Raw genomic sequence first — 23,090 nt, 5'->3', positions numbered from 1 at the left:
GGTGGGCATCGCGCAGGCCCTGCTGGGAAGTCCCAAGGTCATCATCCTAGACGAGCCCACCGTGGGCCTGGACCCCATCCAGATCATCGAAATTCGGGATCTGATTAAGGAATTGGGGCAGCCCCACACCGTTATTTTCAGCTCCCATATTCTCTCCGAGGTCCAGACGATCTGCGACCAGATGATCATGATCGCCAGGGGAAAGCTGGCGGCCTTTGACACGCCGGAAAATCTGGAGAAACACCTGCTGTCCCCCAATGAAGTGGCGCTGACCTCTGATGCCGCCACGGAGGAAGTATGGAAGCTCCTGTGCGGCATCGGCAGCATTCTGGACCTGACGGTGGAGGGGGCGGGGGCCGGCTTTTGGCCGCGGGCCTTGGAGCCATGCTCTACAATATCGAGGCAGCTGTGAGCAACTTTGAATTTGCGCTCAGCTGTTTCAGCGTGATCTGCGCCGCCATCGTTCCCATCCTGACCATGCGGGTCACCGCGGAGGAGCGGAAGCAGCGGACCGACCAGCTTTTGTACGCCCTTCCTATCACCACCGTGCAGATCATCGTGGGCAAATATCTGGCGCTGCTGGCAGTCTATATGATCCCCCTGGGCATGATTGCGGTGTATCCGCTGATCTTTGCTCAATTTGGAGAGGTGTATCTGCCCACATCCTACGGCTCCATTCTGGCCCTTTTCATCATGGGGGCCGCGCTGATTGCATTGGGCGTGTTTATCTCCTCGCTGACTGACAACCAGGGGTTCGCCGCCGGGATCGGAATTGTGGTGATCCTGCTGAATGATTACAGCGTCAGCCTGTCGGAGTACGTCTCCGCAACCGCGTTCGGGTCTACCGCGGCGCTGGTAATCCCGATCCTGGGCCTGGGCTGGGTTTTTAAATTTCTGACCGGGAACGGAAATCTGGCCTATGCGGTTTGGTTTGCACTGATGGCGCTGGTCGCAGCCGTCAATTTCGCCAACAGCACAGTATTTGAGGGTCTGCTGCCCAGTATTATGACAAAGCTGTCCCTCTTTGACCGGTTTGCCGGTTTTGTCAACGGGGTCTTTGATCTGACCGCGATCACCTACTATTGCAGCGTAATTGTATTTTTCCTGTTTTTGTCCATCCAGTCCCTGGAGAAACGGAGGTACAACTGATGAAAGCGTGGAACGCCCATCTCACCGGCGGGGCAGACGGCCGAAACGCCCTTCGCGGCGGCTCCTATTCCGCTGCAGTCTCCGCCCTTGCGCTGGCAATTTTAATCGCGGTAAACATGTTTGTCTCCGCCTTGCCTGCAGCGCTGACAAAGTATGAGATCAGCGCCTCCAAGCTCTACTCCGTCACCAGCAACAACAAGGTGGTGGTCAACGCGCCGGACCAGGACGTGACCATCTATTGGGTGGTGCAGGCCGGGGCGAAGGACGAGATCATTGAAAATCTTTTGAGTAAATACGAGAGCCTGTCGGACCATTTGAGGGTCGAGAAAAAAGAACCCGGACGTCTACCCTACCTTTGTCCAACAGTATACGGACGAAACCGTACAGAACAACAGCCTCATTGTGGAGTGCGGCAGCAAAAGCCGGTACATCAGCATCAATGTCATCTACCGGGGCGAGGCGAATCTGTACACCGGCACATACGACGTTACCGGCTTCGACGGCGAGGACGCAATCACTTCCGCTATTGACTATGTTGTCAGCGAGGAGTTTCCTCCGCTCTATGTTCTGCAGGGGCATGGGGAGCAGGATCTCCCGGCCTCTTTCAGCGAGCAGATCGAAAAGGAGAATATCGAGACCCGTACACTCTCCCTGCTGACCATGGACGCCATTCCAGAGGATGCGGACTGCGTGATGATCTACGCCCCGGAGAGCGACATTTCCCAGGATGAAAAAGAGCTGCTGGCGGACTGCGCCGCGGAAGGCGGCAGGCTTCTGGTGATAGCGGGTCCCGTGCAGGAGGGTATATCCTGGAAAATCTCTATGGCCTTCTGAACAATTACGGTATTGAAGCCAATGAGGGGGTCGTGGTAGAGGGCAGCCGGGAGCATTATACCTTCCAAGGTCCCGCAGTTTTGCTGCCGGAGCTGTCCGCCGGCTCCATTACAGATTCACTGATCGAGGAAAACTACTATCCGGTGATGCCGATTTCCCTGGGCCTTACGGTCACCGGAAACTCCGGCGGCGGAACGGTGACCGAGCTGCTGACCACCTCTGCCGCCGCCTACAGCAAATTGGCCGGTTTTGAGATGACCAGTTATGAGCGGGAAAACGGGGACATCGCCGGGCCCTTTGCGCTGGCTGTTTCCGTTGATACGGCAGACGATGGAAAAATCGTCTGATTCACCTCCTCCTATTTCCTGGAGGACACATACAACATGACCTCCTCCGGTTCCAACGTGAACCTGGGAATGAACGCCCTTGGCAATCTAATCGGCGAGACGGAGGCTATGGCCATCCGCAGCAAGTCGCTGAACTACAATTATCTGACAATCAGCGGCTCCGGCGCCTCGCTGCTGAAGGCGGTTATGATCGGCCTGTTTCCGCTGCTGTATCTGGGCATCGGTATTGGGGTAGTATTGAGAAGAAGGAGGCTGCAATATGAGCCGGCCTAAGAAGCTGTGCGCGATGCTGGGCATTCTGGCGGCGGTCTGCGGCGCAACGCTGATCCTGCTCCAGATCGAAGAGCGCCAGGAGAAGATTAAAAACAGCGGCAAGGTCATCCTGCGGATCTCCGAGGAAGCTGTGACGTCCCTGCCCTGGGAGTACGAGGGAACCACGCTGGCGTTTCACAAGGAGGAAACCTGGCTCTATGACGGAGACGAAGCGTTTCCGGTCAGTGAGAATAAAATCAAGAGCTGCTGAGTCCGTTCCAGGCGCTCAGCGCCGCCTTTATCATTGAGGACGTGGAGGACTGCGGCCAGTACGGCCTGGACGATCCCATCTGCACCATCGGTCTTTCAACGGAAGAGCAGTCCTGTCAGATCCTGCTGGGAGATTACAGCAGGATGGCTTCCCTGCGGTATATTTCCATAGGGGACGGAAACGCATATCTGGCGCAGAGCGACCCTCTGGACTATTTTGACACCGGTCTGAGACAGATGATCGAAAATGATGCGGTTCCAGACCTTGGCCATGCGGCGGAAATCCGCTTCACAGGCAGTGAGCATTACAGTGTCGTCTATGAGGAGGACAGCATGGAGGACGCGGCCCAAAACGGCGATCAGGACACCGAGTCCGAAATTCCGGCGGGCTATGTGCGGATCGGCGAGTCTCCGATCATCTACGAGATCTCCGCAGACCGGTATCAGGAGCTGATGGCCACAGCCTATGACGATCTCCGGCATTCTGAGGTGCTCTGGGCGGATTTCGCGGATGTCCGGTAGATTGATATTTCCCTGGCCGGAGCGGCATACACGTTTACCTCCGAGGAAAACGGCGGCGGACGCGCCTGGTTCTATCGGGAAAAAGCGCTGGAGGTCACGGGTATTCAGACCGCTTTGGAAGCCCTGTCCGCGGGGGAATTCACCGACCAGCAGCCGACACAGAAACGGGAAATCGTCCTGACCATCCATTTGGACAATGAGAATTTCCAAGAGGTTCAGATCGATTTGTACCGTTATGACGGCAGACTCTGTCTCGCGGCGGTGGATGGCGAGAGCACATCTCTTGTCGCTTGCTCCGATGTGGTCAATCTGATGGAAGCCGTCCGCGCGGTCGTTCTGAAATAGCGGCGCCGGCATTTTGGAAAGGGCGGCGAAAGAATATGAGGGAATCACCATGACTTATGAAAAATCCGGGGCGCGTTTTTCAACCGGGGAACTACATTGAATATCCTGCGGGATCAGCAGTACTCCTTGAACCGGCAGATGCTGCTGGCAATCCAGCTCTCCGACGCAGCGGCTCAAAAGAGAATCAAGGCGCAGCTGGCGGAGGTTCAGATCGAAATTGACCGCTTCATCCTGCGGCTGAAGGAATAGAGCTGAGCGCCGCTGATGCCGAGGCCTCCCTCTCCATTATCTCTGTCATCCCCGGCCGGCGGTCAGCCCGCCGGGGGATTTGGGCAAATAAACAGCCGGTGCCTAAATTTTAGGCACCGGCCGTTTATTTGTCTATTGCTGTTTTTTCCCGTCTCCGATAAACTGCATACAGTGAAGCGCGGCCCTGCCGGAGCCGCCTGCGCGGAAGTCAAAGCGGCAGCGGCTCCTCCGTTTTTTTCAGCAGCACCTTTTGAAAAGTCCCCTGAAAAAGCGCACACACTGTCTCCAGAAAATCCGGCATATCGTAATCCATGTCCCGATCCAGCCAATCCAGCACCAGCCCGATTCCCGCACACTTATAAAAATGGCACAAAACCGGCAGCGCCTCCAAATCCGCCTCCAGGGTGCTTGTCACCCCGTCGGCGTAAACGCTGACCGCGTGATCAATCATGCCGTTCAAATGACGCACAAACTCCTCCCGCTGCACAGAGCGGTAAATATGAAGGATGGCCCGCTTCCGAACAATACAGCCCTCCACCAGGGGGAGCAGACATTCCTGCGGATTTCCGAAGTTGAAGTGCTTTTCCAGAATCCCGTCCACCCACTCCTGCATGGTGGCCTCCGCCAGGGCGGGAATATCCTGAAAGTGGTAATAGAAGGTGTTCCGGTTCACGTGGCACCGGTCCACGATTTCCTTGACAGTAATCCTGCTGTATGGCATCTCCTCCAGAAGCTGCCAGAAGGTCTCGCTGAGGACCTGCTTTGTGCGGTTCATCGTCGTCCTCCTCTTCGCTTTTGAAAAACAGTATAGCAAAAAATCTGCTCGCTGGCAAGGCGTCGAAAGTTTTGATTGTATTTTAATTTTGGAGTGATTCAACATGAAGCGATTCCCTGGAACAGGCCCGCGCGTCCTGGCTCTCGCGCTGGCCGGCGCCCTGACCGCCTCCCTGATCCTCCCCGCGGCGGCGTCGGGGGCCATCGGCGACGGTGTGTCCCCCACCTATGACGAGGCCTACTACGCCACGCTGGACTACTACGGCAATCTCACAGAGGGCAGCGTGGTGAAGAGCTATACCCTCAACGGCGCCTCGGTCCTGACAGACCGCGGCGTCTACGACCAGGTGGTGAACCTCACCGACGGCACCGTCCCGGTGGTCCGGGAGGGTGTTACGGAGTTCCGTTTCGATCAGGCCCCTGCCCACTTCTACTTTGAGGGCAAGACGGCGAAGCCCTTTCAGAGCCTGCCCTGGACCCTCTCCATCTCCTACACCCTTAACGGGGTAGCTGTCCGGGCGGAGGATCTGGCGGGCAAGACCGGCGTGGTGGAGATCACTGTGGACGCCGTTCCCAACGAGGAGGCCAGCGAGTACGCCCGGTACAACTACACTCTGGAAGCCATGGCCATGTTCAACCAGGACGACATCCTGTCCCTGGAGGCTCCGGGGGCTCAGGTGCAGCTGATCGGCAACCTGCGGGCGGTGCTGTTCATCGCCCTGCCGGGAGAGGAGCAGCACTTCGTCATCCGGGTGGGAGCCGAGGACTTTTCCTTCGGCGGCATGACTTTTCTGATGGTTCCCGCCACCCTCAGCCAGTTGGAGGAAATCGCAAAGCTCTCCCAGCGCAAAGACGAGCTGGAGGAGGACTACGACGCCCTCTCCGGAAGCCTTGACACGCTGCTGGACACCTTCATGGACCTCAGCGGCAGCCTGCGGGACACCGCCGACGGCCTGGATGAACTGAACCAGGCCCGGAATACCATCTCCGCAGGCAAGGACCAGATCTACCAGGACGGCGACAGGGTCCTGGCGGATCTGGAGCGGCTGAGCGGCTCTCTGAACACCCTCCCCGGCCATCTCACCGGCACCGGGGACGCGGTGGATGACGTCACCGGCGCCCTCTCCAGCGTGGCGGACGCCGCCGTAGGCCTGCGGGGCAGTCTGGACGATGTGAACGACAGCCTCCGGGACCTGCAGCGGGATATTCGGGACATCCGCAGCGGCAGCGGCAGTATGGAGGCCAATCTGAACCGGCTGGCGGCGGACTTAAAGGCTCTCCAGGACAGCCTAGAGGAGCTGGAGACCCTGCTGAAGGCTCTGGATATTCAGATCAGCGGCGGCATCATCTCCGAGATCCCGGAGAACATCCGGCAGCATATCAAGATTCAAGGGCAAAAGCTCTCGGACATCCTGACCCAGGTCCAGGGGCTGGAGACTGTTTGGAACGGCACGGCGGCCGGAGCGGAGACGATTACATACTCCCAATTCCAAATTGCCGCCCTGCTGGCCTCCAAATCCGCCGCCAGCGCGGCGGAGGCCCAGGCCCTGCTGGGCCAGGTACAGGCCGTGGACAGCGCCGTCGCCCAGGTCCAGGCGGCCCAGCCGGGGCTGACGGCAGAGCAGGCCCTTCAATACCTCATCGGCGCAAGCCAGCTGACACCGGACCAGGCGGCGGCATACGCTGCCGCAAAGCCAAAACTGGTCGTGATGGAGCAGGTCTACGCCGCCGTCACCGGCGGCGCGGACCGCCCCATGGATAAGGCGGGCTTCTTCACCGCCATGCTGATGCTGAGTGACATCAACAAACTCCCGGCAGACCAGCAGACGCCGGAGAACATCGCCAAGATCCTGGCCCAAAAGGCCTTGTACGCTCAGACCGGAAAAACTCTGGCCCATCTGAATCAGGATCACGACGCCACAAGGTTCACAGGGCTCCTGGAAAATCTGAAAAACCTGCTGAACCACCTGGGAGGCGGAGGCCTCGCCGGGGATCTGGGCAGCCTCGTGGGAAAAACGGACACCACCCTGGGGCATCTGGACAGCCTGGCGGACGTAGGCAGGGACATTCTGAACCAGGTGGACGATCTTCTGGCGGAGGTCCGGGACCTGGACGACACCATCAACCGCCGCGTCCCCGGCCTCCACAACACCTTGGAGGACACCCGGACGCTGGTGGAGGACATGGTGGTCACCGTGGACGACACCACCGGCTTTCTCACCTCCTTCCGCAAGCTGGCCAAGGAATCCGGCACACAGCTGGACAGCGGCACCCAGGAGAGCCTGACAGGTCTGGCCGCGGCGCTGCGGAAGACCGCACGCAGCGTGGACGCCACCGGCGATGTCCGGGAGGCCAAGGAGAAGATCGACCAGATCATCGAGGATACCTGGACAGAGTACACCGGCGACGTGAACAACCTCTTGCTGATGGATGCCGGAGCCCCGGCGGTATCCTTGACCTCGGAGGAGAACCCCTCCCCCGTCAGTGTGCAGGTGCTCATCCGCTCTCAGGAGATCAAGACGGAGGATGCGGCCCGGGAAGTCCCTGCCGAGTCTCAGGCCGCGGAAACCACCTTCTGGGGCCGGGTGACCCAGATGTTCCGGGACTTCTGGACCGCCATCACAGGAATTTTTCAATAATACGGTGAAACAGCAACTTCTGAGAACGGACGGTGTTTTCCTTGCTTGACAAAATTGCCCGCCTGCTGACCCGAAATCCCAAGCTGGTGGCCCTCATCGCCGCGGCAATGCTGATTCCCTCCGCCCTGGGATACCTGGGCACCCGAGTCAATTACGACATCCTCACCTACCTGCCCCAGGACCTGGAGTCCTCTCAGGGGGAACGGCTGCTGGAGGAGCCCTTTCACATGGCCGCCACCAGCATGCTCATTGTGGAGGGAATGCCCGCCGCCTACACCAACGACCTGATTAACGCCATCAAGGACGTGCCCAGCGTCTCCAACGCCGTGTGGCTTTCCAACGCCGTGGGCATCCAGATCCCCATCGACTTCATCCCTGTAAGCCTGCGGGATATGTTCTACGCCGGGGACGCCACCATGATGATTATCCAGTACGACAAGTCCGGCGCGGACCAGGAGACCATGGAGGCCATTGACGCCATCCGCTCTATCTGCAACGAGAAGTGCTTCCTGGCAGGGTTCTCCGTGGTCATCAAGGACACAAAGGACCTGGTGGACCGGGAGCTGCCTGTGTATGTGGGGCTGGCGGTGGTTTTGTCACTGGCGGCCATGTCTCTGACCATGGAATCTGTGGTGCTGCCCTTTGTCTTTCTCGCCAGCATCGGCATGGCCATTATCTACAACTTCGGCACCAACATCTTTCTGGGGGAGATCTCCTACATCACCCAGGCCATCGCCGCCGTTTTGCAGCTGGGCGTCACCATGGACTACTCCATCTTCCTCTACCACCGTTACAAGGAGGAACAATCCCGCTGGGACGACAAGCGGGACGCCATGGCCAAGGCCATCGTGGCGGCCTTCACCTCTCTCTCCGGCTCCAGTCTCACCACCATCGCCGGCTTTCTGGCCCTGTGCTTCATGCGGCTGACCCTAGGGCGGGACATCGGCATCGTTATGGCCAAGGGCGTGGTGCTGGGTGTGGCCACTGTGGTGCTGGTGCTGCCCGCTCTGCTGCTGCTTTTTGACAAGCGGATCGAAAAGCACCGGCACAAGAGCCTCCTGCCGGACTTCACCAAGCTCAATCACGCGGTGATCCGCCGCCGCAGGTGGATGACAGCCCTCTTCCTGATTCTCTTCCTCCCGGCGGTATACGCCCAGTCCCATACCGGTGTGTACTATAAGCTGGACGAGGCCCTGCCCCAGGACATGACCTCCATCGTGGCCAACAACAAGCTCAAAGACGAATTCGATATGGCCGGGTCTCACTTTATCCTCCTGCGGGACGACATCCCCGCCACGGATATGAACCAGCTGGAGGCCTCCATCCGGGAGATTGACGGCATCACCTCCGTCCTCTCTTACCACGCCATGCTGGGCTCCGGCATTCCGGATTTCTTCATCCCGGAGGAGGTGCGGAATATGCTCAAGCAGGACGGCTGGCAGCTGCTGATGGTGAACTCCGAGTACGCCACCGCCTCCGACCAGGTTTCGGCTCAGCTGAAAACCTTGAACAGCCTGGTGAAGAGCTACGACCCGGAGGCCCTCATCACCGGCGAGGCCGCGCTCACCGACGACCTGATCACCACCTCCGCCGTGGACTTCCAGGTCACCAACTACATCTCCATCGGCGCCATTCTGCTGATCGTGGCCTGGGTGTTCCGCTCCCTCTCCATGCCGGTGGTGCTGGTGGCGGCCATTGAGCTGGCCATCTTCATCAACCAGGGCATTCCCTATTTCACCGGCGCCGTAATTCCCTTTGTCTCTCCCACCATCATCGGCTGCGTCCAGCTGGGCGCCACAGTGGACTACGCCATATTGCTGGCCACCCGGTTCCGGGAGGAGCTTCAAAACGGCAAATCCGCTGTGGAGGCCATTGAGATCGCCGCCACCGCCTCCGATGGCTCCATCATCACCAGCTCTCTGGTCATGTTCTGCGCCACGCTGGGCGTGGGACTCATCTCAGAGATCGAGATTATCAGCTCCATCTGCGTCATGCTGGCCCGGGGTGCGCTGATCTCGGCGGTGATGAGCATGTTCCTCATGCCCTCCATCCTGTGCGTATGCGAGCCGCTGATTCACAAAACCAGCCTCCACTGGCGGAAGGCCAAAGAGTCGAAGCGGGAAATACCTGCGGCGGCAGCGGAATGAACAGGGTAAAAGTAATTCGGGCGAGGAGTGCGCTGTGACATACAGGAACAAAATTGCCCTTTGGTTATCCGCACGCAAGCTGCGGGCTAGAAGAATCAGGAGTTTAGAATCTCTCAGGGCGTGTAAAATTAGACAAAACCTGTGCATAACAACGTTATGCACAGGTTTTGTTATGTTTATGAAGGAATAAAAACATAGAACCTTAAAAAGTAAAAATTTCAGATCGCAGGACTTTAAGAAGCTGTATTCATCGTTCCACACCTGTGAATACAGCTTCTAAGCCCTGGCAGCGGAAAAACACTCACTTCCCGTGCTTAAGCTGTAATGCTGACTATAACACGGCTAACGCGCCATGCAAATATACTTGCTATATCTTGCATGCTATTTCAAAAAGGTAATTCCTATTTCAAAATTTTGCTATGTCTGCTATAATTGCTTCAAAAGATGTGCTATGCGGCAGAAAATAGAAAAAAACCAGCTGGCAGATCAAATTGGAATTAGGCCATGTTTGAAAAAAGTGAAAACGCCCAAACGGTGGATCTTGATCCGCCACTCTGCGTTAAATTTTCTTGCCGGGCGTCAGCCCGCCTGCAAAAATTTGCCTTGATTGGCAAAAATATCTCTCGCCGTTGGGCATTCGGCCATTTTTCAAACAACGCCTAGATACTTATTAGAATATCTCGCAGCAAAAGATTTTATTACCCGCAGGGAACGAGACAGAATCATATCTGCAAATATTCAGCACAACTCCGCCGGGAAGCAAAGGCTCTAACTTGAGGAAAATGAGGGATGCAGTATGTGTAAAATAGACGATCTCATCACACTTGCCAATGAAATGGGCTGTACGGAACTGGCCGGTCTCCTGATTTCTGTAAAGCCACGGCTGAATATTCAGTCAATTGAACAGATTAAAACGGAAGATCCTGATCCTTCCTGCCAAAAGACCCTGTATCTGTCACTAAATCGGAATGACATAACCTCCGCTGGCAAATTTCAACCAGAAGCCGCTGCTCAGGAGAACCAGCTGTGCTTCAACAGCCTGGAATCATTATACAAAACTGCCTATCAGCTCCAGACCGTATTTGCAGAACACAAACGGATCTGGTACGAAAAAATCATTGAAACCAATCTGAGGTTTAATGACATTACGCTGAAGCAGCCAAACCTGCTTACCATGATTCAATATTTTCACAGCCTGATGAAAAATCCGGTTATCATTTATGACGAGTTTTTTGACGTCACAGATATAACGGACGAGCGGATCAGCGAGTATGACCGGGATGAAAGCGATTTGCAGCGCTGTGAGATGCACAATCTCTTTTACTATAAACAGCGGGTATTCTTTTCCAGGCCGGATGCGCCGAAGCCCGGCTGTACCCGTCTGCTCTATCCCGTGCTGCTGGGGGGAATGCCCAAGGGATACCTCGCTATTTTCGACCTGGAAACTCCCTACGAAGAAATGGACATGATGATTCTGGAGATCTTCGCCAATTCTGTTTTGACGGAAATGCGCCGCCGGCTGGAACTCCGAAATGTGGAATATAAATTTGTCAGCGATTTTATCTATGATTTGATTTACCGCAAGGAGAACAAGGAGGAGGAAATCAAACGCCGCGCGAAACGGCTGGGCGTGACGATCAATGCAAATTATTGCTTCCTGGCAATCAATCCGGCCGGACCAATGAATGAACTCAAATTTGATACCAACGGATATATCACCCAATATGAATTCATGAACGACCGCATTATGAATCATATTGAAAATTTCAACCGAAAAGTCTATAAGCAGGATATTGTGAGTAAATTTAACACCACCATTTATATTCTGCACAGAACCGGACAACACGGAAATGGTGAAAGCTACGACGACATGAAGGCCTACTGCGGAAAACTGCTCCACATGCTGGAGCAGCAGTTCGACGGCATGCATTTTCAAATTGGTATCGGCGATATTGTTCAGGGACTGACCAATGTCTCTGCCAGCTACCACCAGGTGTGGGCTACCATCTCCTATGGCGAGCTAATCAACGGAAAAGGGCAGAGCTTTATCGCCTGCTATGCCGATAACAGCCTGCTGCGTCTATTCATGCGCCTCAATGAAATCGGCGGATTGGAAGAGGTAATCCCTCAAAACCTGCAGGACATCTGGAGCTATGACCGGCAGAATCACACACAGCTCTATGACACGCTGAAGGTCTATCTGGAGTGCAATTGTAATGCCCGGCGGGCGTCCGAAAAACTTTTTATCCACTATAAGACCATGCTCTACCGTATAGAAAAGCTGAAACATACGTTTCGCATTGACCTGGAAAACGGAACTGCGCGGCTTTTTTTGGAACTGGGTATTCATCTCCTGGACATCCAAAGAGATCACTGACAGGTGAAAACAGCGCCAAAACGGAACTATCCTTTTAGGAGTAATCTATCTGCATGTTTCAGACATTGCAGATAATGATTTATCAATAAAAATGTAATATACTGTCCATAATGGATATCCAAAAAGACGTGCAGAAAGAAACAAATCATCAATTGCTGTGAAAGGAAATTCTTATGGAATACGGTATTTTAACAATCGTTCCACCATTGGTCGCTATCGGTCTAGCACTGATCACCAAGCAGACCATCCTTTCCCTGGTTGTAGGTCTCTGGGTCGGCACAACTATTATAAGCGGCTGGAATCCGCTGGTCGGACTCCCGATGATGATTTCCGACTTTTTTATCCCAAACATCGCAAGTTCCGGAAACGCAGGCACTTTGATGCTGATTACAGCCTGCGGCGGCTTTGTCTATATGTTCAAGGTTTCCGGCGCCTCCAAAGCCTTTGGCGAGCTGATTACCAGAAAAGTAAAGACCAGAATGCAGGCACAGCTGATTACCTTTTTCAGCGCCTTCGCTTTTATCTTCACAGAGCCGACATTGACACTGGGCTCCATTATGCGCCCGATTACAGAGAAATTAAATGTTTCAAGAGTTAAGCTCGCTTATATCTGCGATGTTATGGGCTGTCCGTTCGCCACGCTCTCTCCCATCACCAGTTACAGCTCTTATGCAACAAGTCTGATTGCCGCTGCATTTACCGCATTGGCGATCTCTGAAAATCCTTGGCTGACATTCGTAAAAGCCATACCCTTCAACTTCTACGCCATTTTTGGAATGTTGGCCCTTCTCTTTGTAATCTTGACCAAATTGGATATTGGCCCCATGTATGCGGCAGAAAAGCGCGCAATCGAAACCGGAGAACTCATTGGTGAAAACGATGTGCCAATGACAAAATACGATCTGGACGAGGACGCGCTTTTTGCCGGCAAAAACATTACGACAATGAATTTTATTCTTCCGCTGGTCACGCTGTTTGTCACTCTGCTTCTCATGATTTTGTGGACTGGCGACGCAGGCGCAAACGGCATTGGCGGAGCATTCCGGAACGCAAACATTGTACTGTCCATCACGCTGGGTTTCTTTATTGCCTCCGTTGCCGCAGGCCTGCTGGGCGCAAGATCTGGAATCTTCGGTTATAAAAACATAGTTGAACAGTTTACAAAGGGCGTCGCTTTGAATGCGGATATTCCGGTTATTTTGGTATTGGCATGGTCCATCGGTTCTCTGACCGGCATCATGGATCTGAAGGGCTATCTGATCCATCTGGTGGAGGCAAACTCCATTGCGCCCGGACTGATGCCGATGATGATTTTCATAGTAGGCGCTTTTGTAGGGTTTTCTACCGGGAGCTCCTGGGGTGTCTGGGCCATCACAATGCCGATTGCGCTTCCTATCGCCGCACAGTTTAACATCCCCATGGAACTGATGATCGGCGCGTGCTTAAGCGGCGGCGTTTTCGGCGATCACTGTTCTCCGATCTCCGATACTACGATACTGGCCTCTACCGCAGCGGGCGCAGATCATATTCAGCATGTCAGAACGCAGCTTCCATACAGCCTGACCGTGGGCATCTGCTCCGCTGCCGGTTTTTTGATCGGCGGACTGTTCTCTCCGCTGTTCGGCCTGATAGTGGCCGCGGCTGCAATCGTGGCTGCCTTCTTTGGCCTTCATAAGTTTGCGGCCCAAAAATACGCCTGAGCGCGGCTGAAAGGATACACCGATATGTTATTAAAGCAGAAGGAAATTCCCGATATTATACTGTACAATGCCGTAGTACACTCTATCAACGAAAATGACGATATTTTTCAGGCTGTGGCAGTTTGCGGAAATCGGATTATCGCCGTAGGCAGCAGCGAAGATGTCTGTGCCCTTGCTGACAGTCATACGAAAAGAATTGACTGCCGCGGAAAGTCCCTGATTCCGGGTATCCACGATGGACACAACCACATCTGGGAAGCCGGCCTGATGTATGACGGCATCGTAGTGTTTGGCATTACCACCGTTGCGGACCTGCAAAGGAAAATCGCAGACCGGCTCTCCGGAATGAAGAAGGGGCAGTGGCTTCAAGGCGGCAGCTACATTGAATCGCAATTTGAGGAAAACCGTGCGCCAAACCGCTATGACCTGGACGCCGCCAGTCCTGAGAACCCCGTAGTAATTGAACGGATCTTTGGGGCCAGCAGCGTTAACAGCTTAGCTCTTGCGGCAGCCGGCATCACCAAAGACACCCCCGACCCCGAGAAGGGGAAAATTGAGCGGGACCCCAAAACCGGGGAGCCCACCGGCGTACTCCACGGCAATGCGGTGCTTCTGGTCAGGGCGGTCATGCCCGGTCCCTTCGGCTCCGATGAATTCGGCGCAGGCAGAGGCGAGCCGTCCACAGGTATCCTGGAAAAGTCGATCTCTCTTGCCCTGGAGCGGTATAAGACCTATGGCATTACCAGCGTTTCAGAGCCGGGGGTCAGCGCAGCGGTCTGCAAGGCGTATCATAATCTCAAAAAACAGGGCAAATTAAGCTGCCGTATTGATCTAATGCCCAACTGGTATGGTTTTACGCTGATGCAGGACGAGGCTGCCCTGAGCACACTGATTGACCATTATCACTTCAGCTCCGGCTATGGCGACGAATGGATTCGCTACACCTCACTGAAAATGGCCGTTGACGGCGGCCTGACCTCCGGAACCGCTCTGAAATCCTGGCCCTATAAGGGAGAATCCGGTCTGCGGAAGCTGAACCTGCGCCTTGACCTTGACAAGCTGGACGGCTATATCAAAACCGCTCATAACAGCGGCTGGGATGTGGGAATCCATGTGATGGGCGATGTGGCAATTGAAAAGGCAGTGGACGCAATGTACAAGGCAATCAAAGCCAATCCCCGGCCGCACAGGCACCACATTATCCACGCCTATTACCCGACCGCAGAAACGCTCTCCAAAATGGGCGAGGTCGGCATTATGGCATCGGTCCAGGGCTCCTTTATCTATGGAGAGGCGGACGGCTATGACGCCATCTTGACACCGGAAAAGCAAGAGGAGTTTCTGCCGTTGAAATCCTATCTGAACGCCGGCGTCATTTGCTCGCTCAGCACAGATATGCCCTGCGCTGATGTCAATCCTTTCTGGAGTATGTACTCCGCAGTCACGCGGAAGGGAATGCGCGGCCACTGCCTTGGGGAAAAGGAAAAAATCACACTGACGCAGGCCCTGCGGATGCTCACGCTGAACGGCGCCATCCAAAATGGAGAAGAACATTACAAAGGCTCGATAGAACCTGGAAAAGTCGCCGATATGGTCCTGCTTGACAGAAATCTCTTGACCATCGACGATGAATCTATTAAGGAAATTAAGGTGGAAAAGACAATGCTGGATGGAACGTTTATCTATGAGCGGTAACAGCAGAGGACGCGGCAGTTTCTCTCCGCCGGGAAGCTGCGACAAAAAAACAATATGGGCAGCCTTTTGATTGCCATTGCAGCCAATTCAACTCTGGTTTTTTCCATGAAGTATGCGGAAAAAGCCGGAACACATCGAGCCTCTGTCGTCTTATATAATTACGTATTCGGCGCATGTCTCATTCTTCTTTTAAGCGGCGGATTTACCGGCCAGGAGCTCTCTGGAAAAACCATATGGCCTCTTTTGGGGCTCGCATTGGCAAGCGCCTGCCTCATGACAGCGTGTATGCTGATCCAGCAGCGCAGTCTTCACAGCAATGGCGCGGGAATCACCACCACATATAACCGTCTTGGAATTCTAATCCCCACCATACTCTCCGTTTTCATCTTTCGGGAATATCCAACGGCAGTAAAGGCCTGTGGGATTGTATTGGCGGCCGCGGCTGTCTTCTATTCCTACGACAGGCATATGGACAGCGGAAAAAAGAACTATATTCTGTTGTCACTGGTTTTGATCCTGGGCGGTTTTATCGACTTCATTTCCAAAATATTCGGAATTCTCTTTTTGCCGGAGATAAAGAATCTGTATACCTTCATTACATTTTTCCTCTGTGCTCTCATCATGGCCGTAATTGTTCTGCTCCAAAAAGCGCCTCTCTCCCGTAAAGATATTATTTATGGAGCATTGGTTGGTATTCCAAACGCAGGAATTACCTATGGAATGATTGGCGCCGCAGCTGCGCTGCCGTCCTACATCGTATTTCCTGTTTACAGCGGTGCGGTTATTTTAATTGTCAATACCGCCGGCGTACTGCTGTTCAAAGAACGCCTTACCAGACGAGAGACAATCTCCACCGCAATGATTGCCGGAGCGCTGATTCTATTGAATATCTGATCCCGCATGCCGTCCAAGCAATATCCATTGCTGTTTCCTGTAAAAAATGCAGAAATCTTTTCGTCTGATGCAAATCTCCCCGCGGCGGCTTACGGAAAGGTTAGCGTTCCGAATCACAGAGCGGCTATGGGCAATCTATCGGGGCTTGAACCGCGCGGAGCGCCCGCTTTGACTTTCTGTCCAATATGGAATATTTAAGCCCGGACTCTACCTGCTTCAAGGTTCATGAAAGTTCCAATGGAGGGGAAAACAGAGAATACGTCAGTCAGGCGAACCGGGAGGGGGACACAAAATTGCACGCAACCGTGATCGGCCCCGATGGAGTCTCTGCTGTCAGCCGAAAACGACCGCGATTCCCTCCATACTTTTGAGTTGATGGACCGAGACTGACACAACCGGCACGTTTGCCGCATCACTGTTTATGTGCTCTTTGCGCCTAACTCATATCTCCACGCTCCAGCGTTGTGCAGTAAAAGAACCGGACGCCCTCAAGGCGTCCGGTTCTTTGCTTTACCCCTTTTGTGGATTCATCAAGCCTCCTCTTCAGGCCTTTTCTTTTTCAGCAGGAGCGCGCAGAGGCCCGCCAGAGAGGCCAGACACGCCATAGTCCATGGCATGGAATCCACCGCATCCTCCGTCATAGGAATCAGAGGCACCTCATTCTCTGGAATATAGACCCACTCCCCTTTTTCTGGGTCCCAAATCTTGATATAGGTCGTAGGTACGCCATCCTCCCAGATCGTGATCGTGTTTGGACTGTCAGGGTCGTTAGGGTCCGGGAGCTCCGTAGGATAATCGGGGAATTTGGGCTCCGGATCGGGATCGGGTTCAGGGTCAGGATCGGGGTCGGGGTCGGGGTCGGGATCTGGATCTGGATCGGGGTCGGGATCGGGGTCTGGATCTGGATCGGGGTCTGGATCTGGACCAGGGCCGGGATCTGGAGTCGGAGTGGAGCCCGGCCTGTTGTTCGTAAAAGCAGCCTCCAATTCCTTCCCGCTCTCAATGGTTCCCGTCTCTCCGGAACTGATTACGGTATAGCCCTCATGATCGCTCTCCTCCACCGTGTACAGCGTTCCAAGGGGCAGACCTGTGATTTTGACAAACTCATCATGCTTGAGCTTGACGCTCTGACCACTGGACAGCGTGCCGATTTTACTGCCGGTGTAATTGTAGGAGCCCTCAAGCGTATCGCCATTGACCTTTTTCAGAATCACAGTAAATGTAAATTCCTTCGTCTTGTCTCCACCGGAGCCGGTGACTGTCTTCTTAATCCGCAGACTGCCGGCCGCTGGGTCTTTCGGCGTATAGGTGTTGGTGACCGTAACGGATTCCCCTCTGCCGGCCGTGACTGTGACACTCCCCTCACCCGTCACACTTACGGTGTAATCCTGGATGTCAATGCCGTCCCTCTTTTCCACAACCTGATACTCACCGGGAACCAGGCCAGTGAGGGTCTGGCTGCCATCTCCGGTAATACTGACAGCCTCGGAGTAGCCGTCTGGTCCTGTAACAGTAAATGTAAAGACCTTGGTCTTTGCCTCGCCGGGCTCAAACACGCCGCCGAAGTCCTTTTTGATAGTCAGACTGCCAACCACCGGCTTCTCTCTGCTGTTGATGAACTCAGCTCTCTCAGTCTCATCTTTCCGGATGGTTCCAGAGATGACGCCGTCGGTCGGAATCACATACCAAATGCCGCTCTCCGTCCCAGGCAGCGTCTCCTTTACCGTAAACCTTGTTCCCACGGGCAGGCCCTGAATGGTAATGCTCTCATCATGGTGCAAAAAAAGTGTTTCACCGCTGGCAACATCTCCCGCCTTGTCGCTGCCATAGAAGTTGTATCTGCCGGTCAGAGTCTTGCCATCGGCATCCTCCAGGGCAATCAAAAACTGGAAGCTCCTGGTATAGTCCGCAGGATTGCCGCTTCCTGTGACCATCTTACTAATCAGCAGATCCCCGGTATCTTGAGCAGGGCTCTCCTCCCGGTCGGTCACCACCACGATATTCAGCAGGCTGAACAGGCTGGTGAGATTCAGCTCTCCCAGATCATCCCTGTTGGTATCCGCGTCGTAGCCCTCATAAGGGCCGCCAGGCCAGCGGCTGGAGTCGTACTGCTCCACCCTGGCGCGGATGAAGCCGGTGTCAGTGACAAAGAAGGGGTTAAAATTTTTCCCGCCGTCCTCGTCGTGAAGGCCATAGTCCACCACCGCGTTCCGCTGATAGTGCAGATTCATGGAGCGTAAAATAGGATTGTTTTCCAGCGTGGTTTCCAGCTCCATGTCCGTCCAGTCGCCGGGAAGCGCGTCTTTCCCGGACGGCTGGTACTGTCCAATGGCGGTAATATCCCGGAGCGTGATGTCCACATCGTTGTCCATGGCGTACTGGCGCATGGTCTGTGTCAAACGGCCCACGCCGGCTATGACGGAGACATCATTGTCCGCCTCGCCCGCGTCGGCATAGATGGAATAGATTCCCACCACCACGGGAATGACGGCGCTGTTCAGCCTGCACCCGGCGGGCGCACCTGTCTCCTTGAGGTAATAACGGGTCTGTGCGCCCTGGGACCAAACCATTTTCGCGTAACCGGCGCCGGTATCATCACCGGGGGAGAACACCAGCCGTCCATCTGCGCCGGTGACGCCCTTGGCGGCAGCATCTGTGCAGGCCTGATCCTTAAAAAGCGTAAATTCCGCGCCGCTGCGGGGAACTCCCTTCTGGTCCACCTTCATAACCCAGAGTTCACGCTGCTCGTTGGGAATATAGATCAGGGAGCGGAAGTTCCGGTTGAACTGGTCCACATTCAGGAAGCTGAATCCCAAATTGCTTCCCGTGTCAGAGACCTGCACCGCCATAATAGCTGCCAGGGTTTTCTCCACGCCATTTGCCTGCACATAGTCTCCCAGGGCCTTGTAGCGGGCAGCGGAATCCGCGCCGGAGATCCCCAGCGCTGACAGCGCCGCCGGCTCGATGATGCCATACACCATGCGCATATCATCGCCGCCATTGATCTGATACCGGCTGGCGAGGCCTGGCAGATCATCCAGCTCGCCGATCAGACGATTGTTCTCCGCATCCCAGTCCAGGTGCCATTCGGCGTATCCCTCTCCGGCCGCGGCCTGCCGCAGCGCGGCCCCCAGAACCGCTTTCCGCCACTCTTCCGCAGTCCGCTCCGCCGGACGGACCGAACCGAAGCCGTACAGATTGCTGCCATACAGGGCGATCCATTTTGACTGGCTCCTCTGCAGCAGCATAGGGACCGCCAAAATCAGGCCCTTTTCCTGCTTGTCAGCGGAAACCGGTTTGTTTTTGTCCTGCTGGATATTTCCGTTCTCAAAGTGGCCATATGTCAGCGCCCCCGCACCCGAGATGTTGGAGACAGAACAGGCGTAGGCTCCCGTGGTCCAGCGGTTGGCCACGGAGAGCATGGACGTCTCCGTGTCGTAGTGCAGCACGATATCCACCGGCAGCGGCCGGTATCCGGGAGGCGTGCCGCTCTCTTTCAGAATGTAGTACCGCTCGCCCAGGTCGGCGAAGTTAAAGGGATTCCCGTCACTGTCCAAAAACTTCGCAGCGCCGTCTATATCGGTTTTCAGTGTACAGAGCGCCTGATTGCCGCTCTGGGTGACATAGAACTTCCGGTTGTTCTGTACACGCATCCTGCTGCTGGTCTTGCTGTCGGTATAGAAGCACTCCACAGCGCCCTGGCCATTCCCGGTCTCCTCAGCAGGATACAGCTTAAATTCCACGCCCTGCATAGGCTGCCCCGCCTGATCCACCTTCTTGATCTGCTGGTTCAGCTGGGGCTGGAGATTAAAGCGGAGAGCCAGGCTGGAGTCATAGTTGCCCCGTTCCAGATAGAACATCTTCAAGGTGTGGTCGGTGTCGCTGGCAAAGGTATTGCCGTTCCAGCTGACCGTATCCTCTTTTCCGACTTCCTCAAACTGCTTCTTCAGCGTCGTGTTTTGAATGGCGTTCTGGGTCAGTGCACCAACGTCTACGGTGCCATCGGACTTGTAGGGAAACCCGTTGGTTTTCCAGCTCTGTCCCACGGAAACCGCTCCGGTAGAAAAATCAATTGTTCCATAAATCTCGCTGTGCGTGCCGCCCAAATCCAGCACCAGCACATCGTCGATGAACACCCAGACATCATCGTCACCGGAGAACTGGAAGGTCATGGGCACATTTCCGCTGATACCCGCATTGACCAAGCCTCCCGCAGGCTGGCGGAAGTCAATGCTCACTGTCATTCCAAGATGGTGATTCAGATAATTGCCGCCTTGTACAAGGTTATTGCTGGTCTTGATATTTTCACTGCTGTAAAGTTTGCCGTCCCTGATCCCGTCAAAGACCTGTTCAGCGGTATTGAAAGGCAGGAAGTTGCCAACGCTCCGCTCACCGTCAAATCCGCCGTTTTGGTAGCTGTTGTCGGTACGCTGGGCGGCTGGGGCATCAAAGAGGACAAAGCTGTTGGTGTCTTCGTCATACTCAGCAAAATTCCGGCGCATGTCGTAATAGTAATAGCCCATGGAATCCAATTGGAAGAGGCCCTTTACATCCGTATGAGCAACTTTTCCATCATGGCTTTCAAGGGGATCAAACAAATAATCCAGAGAGGCGTTTCCATCCCATTGGCTCCGCACTGTATTGCTGATGTTTTTCGGCTCTATTGAGCTGTAAGGCGCGCCGGTCCACTGGCTGCCCTCCGCCCCCTCGTGATCGCCGCAGAGCTTCCAGTCGGCAATTCCCTCATAACCGGAAATCTGATCGTCCATGCTGCCTGTATTGATCGTCGGATAGCCATTTTCGCCCAATTCCGATTCAACAATCCCCATCATACCGGCGTGGGTCTTGCCATAATCAGTGCCCGCGCCCGCGCCCTTGTTCCAAAAGCCGGCGTGAATCACTCCATCTCCAAAAATCAGCAAGTGACCGTTGTTGATGCCTTTGTCCTGCCAGTCCTTTACCGTGGTCCGCACAGAATTCACGCCATTTTGACCCACGTGCCACTCTGATTTTCCCAAAAGGTCATTCTCGCCATCGGCCCCATCCCGGTCCGGGTCAACACAGTAGTCAAACAGGTTCACTGTGGTATTGGCGGGATTGGCCGCAGTCTCAACATGGCGGCTCAAATCCACATCGTGCAATGTAACCGTCAGATTCAAAACGCCTTGAATCTCGGAGGTATCGTTCGCGTTGTCCGGCAAGGCCATATTATTTGAGTTCACTCGAATATTATAACCGGAGTTGGAAACGGGAGCTCCCTCAAACGTAAACGTGGACATGTCTCCAAACGCAGCGGAATTCAGAACCGCCTCAATATTCCATGTGATTCCAACATATCCGCGCAGAAGTCCCGTGCCGGTCTGTCCCTCTGCCGGAGTAAATCCCGCCAGCACCAACTGATTTTCGGTATTATAGCCCGTACAGAGGATTTTCTCCGGAAGCAGATTCTTCAGCCGGCTAATCAGAGCAGACCGGTCGGCTGGGATCGGAAAATACAAACTGGTATCATAGCGGAAGTCCGTCTTCTCCGTAATCGGAGAGCCACTGTGGGAAACGTAGCTCCAATTGCTAACATATTTTTGCGTATCAGCATACATCTCCGCCCCGCCCAGATCCAGCAGGACAGACAGGGCCGGAACACCCTCGTCCAGGCGGTATTCCCCGGGCAGGGCAGCGTAAACGAAAAAGTCCCCCTCATAGACCCCCTCCTCGGGGATGCCGCTCAGGTCCCAGACGACCGCGGCAGTCTCCCTCCTGCCGCCGCTGAGCTCCACCTCCGCCTCGCCGGGCAGGAGGACCGACAAATCAGCGGCGCTCAGAGGATTCTCCTGACTGGTGCCGGGAAGGGCCAGCCCCCACGCCGCCGTCTCCTCGTTGTAGATCAGCACCTCGTCCTGATCTGTCCAACTCCAGGAAAGGACCTCCTTGGTCCCGCACAGCAGGCACTCGTACTCACAGGGACGGCCCTCCACGGCCTCCGCATAGCCGCAGGCCTCGTCGTGGACGTGGGCGCAGGCGGCCCCTGCAGGCGCAATGTAGCCACAGTCCGCATTATGTACATGCTCACAGCGCAGCGTGACACAGCCACTCTCCGCCGTACACAGGTGAGCGCAGTTCATCGGCTCCCGGCCCTCGAAGAGCCCGGCCAGGGGCGGTTCCGCGTCTTCGATTTCCGCGGGCGGGGTCGCCGTTTCCTGCGGGGCCGCGGGCACTTCCTCCCCGCTGTCCGCATCGTCTTCACCGTCCGCCGGAGGCGGGGCCGCCTCTGAATCCGCAGGAGGCGGAGTCTCTCCAGTGTCCATCTCCGCCCCGGTATCCGCCGGGGGCTCCGGCACGGCATAGCAGGAATCGTCGTGGACGTGAACGCACTCCGTCACATAGCAGTCCTCCGTGTGCCGGTGGGTACAGGGAGCCCCCGGGGTCTGCTCCACATAGCCGCACTCCTCGCTGTGGATGTGGGCGCACGGACGCCCCTCCACGGCCTCCACGTAGCCGCAGTCCGCAGTGTGAGCCGGGTGGTGCTCACACAGTCCATCCTGGCTGTCCATCTGCGCCGCCAGGGTAAAACCGTTCAGATAGGGCAGCATGATACACACGCACAGCAATACGGACAACCACCTAGAATAATTTGGTTTTTTCCTGACTGCTCTCATGAATCACTCGCTCCTTTCCAAAATAATAGCCAGATCATGGCCAGTTTCCGCTCTATTATATCGATAAGTTACAGAATACGCAATAGGTAACTTCTCAAAGAATTACCATTTTTGCAAAAATTTTTCAGCCCCTGCAACGCAGATCTCCACTGTCATAAACAATGAGGTGGTATTACCTCTCCGGCGCATTGCCCGTATCTTCCCGCCCCTGTCCTCCGGATTTTGTCCAAAACCACAGTTTTG

General features: G+C 55.1%; 18 protein-coding genes. 16 read left to right on the top strand and 2 right to left on the bottom strand.

The annotated features are described in order from the left end of the window. The first annotated feature begins 1 nt into the window (after position 1). From C816_RS25710 to C816_RS23835, 9 genes are all read left to right on the top strand, one after another. Positions 2–412 carry an ATP-binding cassette domain-containing protein gene (locus C816_RS25710; protein WP_016323281.1) on the top strand — a complete coding sequence of 137 codons (411 nt, stop codon included), beginning with the start codon at positions 2–4 and terminating at the stop codon, positions 410–412. Continuing rightward, positions 385–1,149, top strand: a complete 765-nt coding sequence (locus C816_RS23840) for an ABC transporter permease (protein ID WP_242832213.1) — start codon at positions 385–387, stop codon at positions 1,147–1,149. Before C816_RS25710 ends, C816_RS23840 begins: the two co-directional genes overlap by 28 nt. 402 nt (positions 1,150–1,551) lie before the next feature. Further along, positions 1,552–1,983: a Gldg family protein gene (locus C816_RS25060; RefSeq protein WP_016323279.1), complete on the top strand. Its 432-nt coding sequence runs from the start codon at positions 1,552–1,554 to the stop codon at positions 1,981–1,983. 32 nt (positions 1,984–2,015) lie between these two features. Further along, positions 2,016–2,330 carry a hypothetical protein gene (locus tag C816_RS25055; protein WP_016323278.1) on the top strand — a complete coding sequence of 105 codons (315 nt, stop codon included), beginning with the start codon at positions 2,016–2,018 and terminating at the stop codon, positions 2,328–2,330. Positions 2,331–2,366: 36 nt separating this feature from the next. Further along, complete coding sequence (locus tag C816_RS25050; RefSeq protein WP_016323277.1) at positions 2,367–2,603, top strand: hypothetical protein; 237 nt, start codon at positions 2,367–2,369, stop codon at positions 2,601–2,603. Then, complete coding sequence (locus tag C816_RS25045; protein WP_016323276.1) at positions 2,590–2,853, top strand: hypothetical protein; 264 nt, start codon at positions 2,590–2,592, stop codon at positions 2,851–2,853. Before C816_RS25050 ends, C816_RS25045 begins: the two co-directional genes overlap by 14 nt. Positions 2,854–2,894: 41 nt before the next feature. Beyond that, positions 2,895–3,374, top strand: a complete 480-nt coding sequence (locus tag C816_RS25040) for a DUF4340 domain-containing protein (protein WP_016323275.1) — start codon at positions 2,895–2,897, stop codon at positions 3,372–3,374. A gap of 114 nt (positions 3,375–3,488) precedes the next feature. Continuing rightward, entirely contained in the window at positions 3,489–3,719 is a 231-nt protein-coding gene (locus C816_RS25035) for a hypothetical protein (RefSeq protein WP_016323274.1), read from the top strand. Positions 3,720–3,815: 96 nt separating this feature from the next. After that, positions 3,816–3,968, top strand: a complete 153-nt coding sequence (locus tag C816_RS23835) for a hypothetical protein (protein WP_016323273.1) — start codon at positions 3,816–3,818, stop codon at positions 3,966–3,968. A gap of 208 nt (positions 3,969–4,176) precedes the next feature. On the opposite strand, the gene C816_RS15155 is transcribed toward C816_RS23835, so the two are convergent. Then, positions 4,177–4,743 carry a TetR/AcrR family transcriptional regulator gene (locus C816_RS15155; protein ID WP_016323272.1) on the bottom strand — a complete coding sequence of 189 codons (567 nt, stop codon included), beginning with the start codon at positions 4,741–4,743 and terminating at the stop codon, positions 4,177–4,179. A 103-nt stretch (positions 4,744–4,846) separates the two neighbouring features. Here C816_RS15155 and C816_RS15150 point away from each other — a divergent pair, with 103 nt between their 5' ends. From C816_RS15150 to C816_RS15125, 7 genes are all read left to right on the top strand, one after another. Continuing rightward, positions 4,847–7,381: a hypothetical protein gene (locus tag C816_RS15150; protein WP_016323271.1), complete on the top strand. Its 2,535-nt coding sequence runs from the start codon at positions 4,847–4,849 to the stop codon at positions 7,379–7,381. A 41-nt stretch (positions 7,382–7,422) separates the two neighbouring features. After that, the gene (locus tag C816_RS15145; RefSeq protein WP_016323270.1) at positions 7,423–9,528 is read left to right on the top strand and encodes an efflux RND transporter permease subunit; all 2,106 of its coding nucleotides are present in this window, start codon (positions 7,423–7,425) and stop codon (positions 9,526–9,528) included. A gap of 504 nt (positions 9,529–10,032) precedes the next feature. Next, positions 10,033–10,191, top strand: a complete 159-nt coding sequence (locus C816_RS23830; protein WP_155979032.1) for a hypothetical protein — start codon at positions 10,033–10,035, stop codon at positions 10,189–10,191. 511 nt (positions 10,192–10,702) lie between these two features. Further along, positions 10,703–11,905: a PucR family transcriptional regulator gene (locus tag C816_RS15140; protein WP_207636939.1), complete on the top strand. Its 1,203-nt coding sequence runs from the start codon at positions 10,703–10,705 to the stop codon at positions 11,903–11,905. Between the two features lie 173 nt (positions 11,906–12,078). Further along, positions 12,079–13,605: a Na+/H+ antiporter NhaC family protein gene (locus tag C816_RS15135; RefSeq protein ID WP_016323268.1), complete on the top strand. Its 1,527-nt coding sequence runs from the start codon at positions 12,079–12,081 to the stop codon at positions 13,603–13,605. Positions 13,606–13,629: 24 nt separating this feature from the next. Then, positions 13,630–15,300, top strand: a complete 1,671-nt coding sequence (locus tag C816_RS15130) for an amidohydrolase (protein WP_016323267.1) — start codon at positions 13,630–13,632, stop codon at positions 15,298–15,300. Between the two features lie 105 nt (positions 15,301–15,405). Then, on the top strand, positions 15,406–16,194 hold the full coding sequence (locus C816_RS15125) for an EamA family transporter (protein ID WP_242832212.1): 789 nt from the start codon (positions 15,406–15,408) through the stop codon (positions 16,192–16,194). A 530-nt stretch (positions 16,195–16,724) separates the two neighbouring features. On the opposite strand, the gene C816_RS15120 is transcribed toward C816_RS15125, so the two are convergent. Beyond that, positions 16,725–22,847, bottom strand: coding sequence for a DUF7601 domain-containing protein (locus tag C816_RS15120; protein WP_016323265.1), 6,123 nt, complete (start codon positions 22,845–22,847; stop codon positions 16,725–16,727). Positions 22,848–23,090: the final 243 nt, after the last annotated feature.

The sequence above is a fragment of the Oscillibacter sp. 1-3 genome (assembly GCF_000403435.2).
GTDB lineage: Bacteria > Bacillota > Clostridia > Oscillospirales > Oscillospiraceae > Oscillibacter.
The sequence above is the reverse complement of the archived record's forward strand: the minus strand, read 5'-3'. Positions and strand labels throughout refer to the sequence as shown.